Here is a 4,803-nt window from a genome sequence, read left to right on the forward strand (position 1 = left end):
TTGACTAGAGTCATGCTCTCGCCTGCGGATCCCGTAGCCGGAAGAAGTCCTTATTAGCAAGCTTCTCATCTATTCGCCTCTGTTGCTCTCGGAGAAGGGCTGCTGTGGTTTTGGGTAGGGTGCACATCTCAGCGGTGACGGGCATCGAGGATGAACAGAGCACTACCTACGACGAACAGGAGGCTGGCTCCTATCCCCAGCAGGGTTTGGACAACCTTGAGATTGAGAAAGGCTGGAGCTGCTGGATCCCACAGAGAGGGGTCACTGCCCAAGGTCATCACCTCGCTCACCGCAAACAGGCCACTCCCCAGCAAAAACAACCAACTGGCCAACTCGTAGCGGTGGCTGCCTCTCATGTCTGCTCCGACTGCAAGTGTTTGTAGGCTTGGGCAGCGGCGGCCATTTCCGCAGCCTTTTTTGAGCGACCTTCACCGCGACCCCAGCACCGTCCTTGCCCCCAGACTTCCATGGTGAAATGGGGGGGATGTTCCTGGGCGGCCACCAGGCGGTATTCCGGCAGGCTGCCCCAAAGGCGTTGGGTGAGTTCTTGCAGGGCTGCTTTGGGGTTGCGCCGAGTGGGGTCTTGGAACCATTGCTCCACTCGTCGGTGTAGATAGGGATCCAGCCAGGGATGCAGCCTGGGCAGCGTGTAAATACCCCAACTGAGATAAAAAGCCCCAAGCAGAGCCTCGAAAGCATCCGCCAGCCGCCGACCCCGTCCGGCCAAGTCGTTTTGCGAGCTGGATCCCACCTCCAGGTAGCGATCCAAGCCGTGCAGATCCGCCAGTTCTGCCAGGTAAGCATCGCTGGTCAGGTCGGAGCGAATCGCGGTCAGCTCTCCCACCGACAGATGGGGATAGGACTGAAACAAGAATTCCGTAACCAAAATCCGCAGGACAGAATCCCCCAACAACTCCAGCCGATCGTTGTTCCGTCGGCCATCCAGAGAAGGGTGAATCAGAGCCTGATCCAGCAGATCCCAGCGCAGCTGCTCCAGCAAAGCCGGATCCCTGAATCCAAGGCGGGCCAGCAAATGCTCCAAGGCACGGCGACGGGGCGGGATCAACTCAACCATACACTCAGGTGCTGACGTTGCCTCAGCGGTCAGAACTGCACAGCTTGCAACCATTTTGACCTGAGCCATCTCACCCAGGCCGGGATCCCCGCTCAGGCGGTAAGCCAGCTATGCTACAGGAGTAGTATAGGCTTTTCGAGGGAGGATCCCTGCATGCCCATTCGCGCCAATTCCCCCATTCCCACGACCCAGATGGAAGTGACCAGCATTCGGCTGGAACGTGAGCTGAAGCAGCGACTGAAGGCGTTGGCCGGAAATCAGGGTTACCAGGCCCTCATACGGGAAATTCTTTGGAGTTATGTCCTGCGTCACTCTCAAGGGGCTGCCACCCTCAGTCCTGAGGATATTCGGGCCAGCTTCCCGGCCACGGCCCACCAAGCCCAATGCTGTGCTCTCACCGGACGGGCCATTCAACCGCAGGAGCCAATGTTGCTGGGGTGGACCACCGATGGAAAGTTCGTCGCCCTTAGCTCCTCCTGCTTTTAATCTTTGTTTTGGGGTCTCTCTCCAGTTTGCGAAGGGATCCAACCGGCACGAGTGCCCATCCGTTTAGATGCCACGAAGTTCTCGATATTTTCTGGCCCGTTCCTCGGCTGGATCGGGGGCTTGAGCTTTGGCAACTGCCTCCTCCAGTTGGGCCATCACCGTCTCTGCCGGTTCAGCGGAGCGGACGACGTAAAACATTAGGTTAATGGCTTCGTTGGCCGTCAGTTTGAGGGTTTCTTTTCCCTTGGGCACCAGCGCGATCTTGCCATCTGTGGTTGTGATGGCTGTATGGGATCCCTTAGCCAGAATCTCCCCAGCTTTTTCCAGAGTGACAAGCATATCCGTAGCTCACGGCAGCAGGACATCTACTATCCTATCGAATGTCTTGGGGCAAACGTTCCAGAAGGGTCTAAGCCATTTGGCGGATTGGGTGGGTTCATCATGGGTTGCCATGCTCCGCCAGCCAAGCATGCAAGTGGGGAAACAACTTTTGATTGGCTCCCGGGAAGGGAAATTCCGACAGTTCCGCCGGGCTAACCCAGCGCACCTCACTACATTGCAGGGCTTGGGCTTCTCCGCCCAGGTAGCGGCAGATAAAAGCAATAAGAGTAACGGTGAAATGGGTGTAGGCATGTTCGACGGTGGCTAGCGGCGCGACCACCTCGATATCGATGCCGATTTCTTCCTTCACCTCCCGCACTACACACTCAGCAGCCGTTTCTCCCGGCTCGATTTTCCCTCCGGGAAACTCCCACAGCCCACTGAGCATCGAGCTTTCCAACCGTCGATCGATAAGGATTTCTTTTCCCCGCAGAACAATGGCAACCGCGATTTGCTTATGAGGACGGGAGGCACGGGGTGCAGACATAGGCAATTGTTGGTGTTGACCTCGATTGTAGGCGCTGCAATCCGCTTGCCAAGGGCACCGGCCACAGTGAGGCTTTTTGGGACGACAGACGGTAGCCCCCAAATCCATCAGGGCTTGGTTAAAAGCCCGCGGCTGCACGGGATCCAACAATTGCTGGGAAAGCTGCCACAGCAGGGACAGACACTGGGACGGAGGCTGCTGCAAAGCCACCAAGCGAGCCAGCACCCGCTTGACGTTGCCATCCAAAATGGGCAAAGGCTGATCGAAGGCAGCGCTGAGAATGCCGCCGGCTGTGGTGCGCCCGATCCCCGGCAGAGCCAACACCTGCTCCAGATCCCTGGGGAACTCACCGTTCCGTTCCCGCACCAGGATTTGGGCGGCTTTGTGCAAGTTCAGGGCCCGCCGGTAGTAGCCTAGGCCCTCCCACAGTTTCAGCACCTGCTGCTGGGGGGCTGCCGCCAATGCTGGGATCCCAGGCAGGGTCTGCATCCAGCGCTGAAAGTAGGGAATGACCGTTGCCACCTGGGTCTGCTGTAACATCACTTCCGAAACCCAAATGGCGTAGGGATCCCGGGTGCGGCGCCAGGGCAGATCCCGCCCGTGTTCACGGTACCAACGTTGAAGAGACTGCCGCAAGCGTTGCAAAGAAGCCTCGTCCCAATTCCCTACCTTGTCCGGGAGGCTTGCAGCGCAGGAAAAGCTGCCCTTAGCTTCTGGAAGAGGCTGAGACTCAAGCCGCGTAAGCAAAGTGCAAAGCCCACCAGATCAGGGCCGAAACCACACCGGCCACAATTCCTGCCGAGATCAAAACGACAATTGGGCTATCCGCCCCCTTGAACTTCATAATGCCGCGATTGTAGTCAGCCATCCTTGCCTCCTACCAGCTCTGGCGTTGGGGTTGTCAGGGATGTTGATCGGGATCCAGATCTGCCAGCTCTATTCACAGGGAAAGCTGTGGCGAAGATGTCCCAGTAGAGGTGCTCCGCACCGCCGGCGCAAACATGCCTGGGGAGAAGCACCGTCCTCGGTCATGCATGATACAACCTTAGCATGGAACAGACTTTGACCCTGGTGATTTGGACTGTTTGGAATAACCAGAAGCTAGGCAACCCGCAGGACTAACCGGTCTGCTTCCCACTGTCTGAAGAGGTTGAGAAGGTGGTCGGGTCTCTCTTCGTGGGCAGCCAGGATCTCAGCGCCAGAACGGGCTTGATTGGCCAAGGGCAGCAGCAGCTCCACCACCTGGTAGCGGGTAGAGGCTATCATCTTGCCCGGGATGCGGGCGACGGGCCAGAAAATATCCATCTTCTGGGTCAGGATCTGGGCCGGATCCAGCTTGCCCAACAGATCTGAAAAGGGGATTTTTTGATCCCAGTAGCGCACGCTGCCATAGCGGACAAACAAGGGGTTGAGCTGCCAGCGGGATCCCTTAAAAAATTCGACTGTAAAGGGATCCCAAGTTGTTATCTTTTGACCTTGATGGCAGCACCAAAAGAGATTTTGCGTGTGATATAGGGGCTCCAGATACTCCATGACCCGCAGTTGGTCGATGCGAGCAAGGGCCTCGTAGCGGCGATGGAACTCCGGGTGGGTGGCGGCAATCAACGGCCTGGCATTCCAATAGTCCAAGTAGGGGGCGACATCGATAAACTCCAGCCCGGCTTGGGCAAGCAAGTCGGGAATCTCGCCGATGTCGAAAGGAATATCATTGGCATGGAAGAAATTATCGACAATGTTTTCATCTTGTCCATAGTATTCTTGGTGAGCCTTGGCGTGCTTGGCCAAAAGGGAATTGGGGCTGGCTCCCTTCAGCAGTTGCCGCACAAATTCGATCTTTTCTGGGGTTGCAGGTGGGGTGATGCCCAACAACTCCAAGGCTCGCCGAATGCGGTACAGATGCCAACGGCCTGAACGGTTGTAGAGCATCAGCGCCATCACCCCATCGGGAGCCAACCGCGATGCCAGATTGCTCAAAGCCTTCACCGGATCGGCAGTGTGGTGGATTACCCCGTAGGAGCTAATCATGTCAAAGCTGCCTTCGGGCCAAGTAGAGGGATCCAGCAGATCCCCGTACTGCACGGAGCAGTTGCGTAGGCCGTGGTGCTTAATTCGCTTCTGGGCCATCTCCAGGGCTGGGCGACTGATGTCAATCCCGACCACCGAACCATAGCCGGGGTTGCTGGCGGCAATGCCATGCACTTCCCAGCCGGTGCCACACCCGGCCACCAAAAACCTGGATCCTGTGGGCTCTTGCAAGGTGCGGGTGCGGGCGTACTGCGCCAAGGTATAGCTGCCCAGACTGGAGAAGCCCTCAAAGGGCCGGTCGTAAGGAATAGGAGGATAGGGGAACGTCTCGTACTGGGCCTGCACCGCC

The 4,803-nt window shown here is 57.6% G+C and carries 7 protein-coding genes; 1 reads left to right on the plus strand and 6 read right to left on the minus strand.

The window, feature by feature from the left end; all coding sequences use genetic code 11:
* Nucleotides 1-128: 128 nt before the first annotated feature.
* Both NW819_RS14235 and rnc read right to left on the minus strand, forming a co-directional pair.
* Nucleotides 129-356 (minus strand): hypothetical protein, encoded by a 228-nt coding sequence (locus NW819_RS14235; RefSeq protein WP_414399535.1) that lies wholly within the window; start codon nt 354-356, stop codon nt 129-131.
* Complete coding sequence (rnc, locus tag NW819_RS14240; RefSeq protein WP_414399536.1) at nt 353-1,075, minus strand: ribonuclease III; 723 nt, start codon at nt 1,073-1,075, stop codon at nt 353-355. Before rnc ends, NW819_RS14235 begins: the two co-directional genes overlap by 4 nt.
* A 153-nt stretch (nt 1,076-1,228) precedes the next feature.
* Here rnc and NW819_RS14245 point away from each other — a divergent pair, with 153 nt between their 5' ends.
* Nucleotides 1,229-1,561, plus strand: coding sequence for a hypothetical protein (locus NW819_RS14245; protein ID WP_011432395.1), 333 nt, complete (start codon nt 1,229-1,231; stop codon nt 1,559-1,561).
* A gap of 63 nt (nt 1,562-1,624) precedes the next feature.
* Here the strand turns inward: NW819_RS14245 and NW819_RS14250 are convergent, their stop codons facing one another.
* The 4 genes from NW819_RS14250 to NW819_RS14265 all read right to left on the minus strand — a co-directional run.
* Nucleotides 1,625-1,900 carry a hypothetical protein gene (locus NW819_RS14250; protein ID WP_011432394.1) on the minus strand — a complete coding sequence of 92 codons (276 nt, stop codon included), beginning with the start codon at nt 1,898-1,900 and terminating at the stop codon, nt 1,625-1,627.
* A gap of 100 nt (nt 1,901-2,000) precedes the next feature.
* A complete protein-coding gene (gene mutY, locus NW819_RS14255) occupies nt 2,001-3,065 on the minus strand; it encodes an A/G-specific adenine glycosylase (protein WP_414414151.1) in 1,065 nt (354 codons plus the stop codon).
* 94 nt (nt 3,066-3,159) lie between these two features.
* Nucleotides 3,160-3,297 carry a hypothetical protein gene (locus tag NW819_RS14260; RefSeq protein WP_011432392.1) on the minus strand — a complete coding sequence of 46 codons (138 nt, stop codon included), beginning with the start codon at nt 3,295-3,297 and terminating at the stop codon, nt 3,160-3,162.
* A gap of 233 nt (nt 3,298-3,530) precedes the next feature.
* The coding region (locus tag NW819_RS14265; RefSeq protein WP_414414152.1) for a class I SAM-dependent methyltransferase at nt 3,531-4,803 on the minus strand (1,273 nt) is incomplete at its 5' end.

The organism is Synechococcus sp. R8-2 (assembly GCF_047461715.1).
Classification (GTDB): Bacteria; Cyanobacteriota; Cyanobacteriia; order Thermostichales; family Thermostichaceae; genus Thermostichus.

Excerpts from the sequence above, each read along its gene's own strand:
- NW819_RS14235 (WP_414399535.1), bottom strand. The coding sequence starts at position 356 with ATGAGAGGCAGCCACCGCTACGAGTTGGCCAGTTGGTTGTTTTTGCTG.
- rnc (WP_414399536.1), bottom strand. The coding sequence starts at position 1,075 with ATGGTTGAGTTGATCCCGCCCCGTCGCCGTGCCTTGGAGCATTTGCTG.
- NW819_RS14245 (WP_011432395.1), top strand. The coding sequence starts at position 1,229 with ATGCCCATTCGCGCCAATTCCCCCATTCCCACGACCCAGATGGAAGTG.
- NW819_RS14250 (WP_011432394.1), bottom strand. The coding sequence starts at position 1,900 with ATGCTTGTCACTCTGGAAAAAGCTGGGGAGATTCTGGCTAAGGGATCC.
- NW819_RS14260 (WP_011432392.1), bottom strand. The coding sequence starts at position 3,297 with ATGGCTGACTACAATCGCGGCATTATGAAGTTCAAGGGGGCGGATAGC.